The 371-nt window shown below is 30.2% G+C and carries 1 protein-coding gene; it reads left to right on the forward strand.

The genetic code is table 11. The features are described 5' to 3' along the window. A partial coding sequence (locus IU405_RS00040; RefSeq protein ID WP_197436635.1) for a DUF1800 family protein occupies nucleotides 1-371 on the forward strand: 371 nt, incomplete at its 3' end.

Below are 371 nucleotides of genomic sequence, written 5' to 3' on the forward strand. Positions count from 1 at the left end.
ATGTTGAACTATTTGAACTCCAGACAAAACAGAAAAAAACAACCCAATGAAAATTTCGCAAGAGAACTCATGGAACTTTTTACATTAGGCGTTGGAAATTATTCTGAAAATGATGTCAAAGAAAGTGCACGAGCTTTTACAGGTTATAGTTATAATTTTGATGGTGCATTTACCATTGCAAAATATCATCATGATGATGATTTAAAAACTTTTTTTGACGAAACTGGCAATTTTTCGGGTGATGATATCATCAATATTATTTTAAAACAAGAACAATGTGCTCGTTTTATTTGCGAAAAAATATATGGCTTTTTTGTAAACGACCAATTCAATGAAAAACATGTAGATGAATTGACAGCTGTTTTTTACGA

Source organism: Polaribacter sp. BAL334 (genome assembly GCF_015767435.1).
Classification (GTDB): domain Bacteria; phylum Bacteroidota; class Bacteroidia; order Flavobacteriales; family Flavobacteriaceae; genus Polaribacter.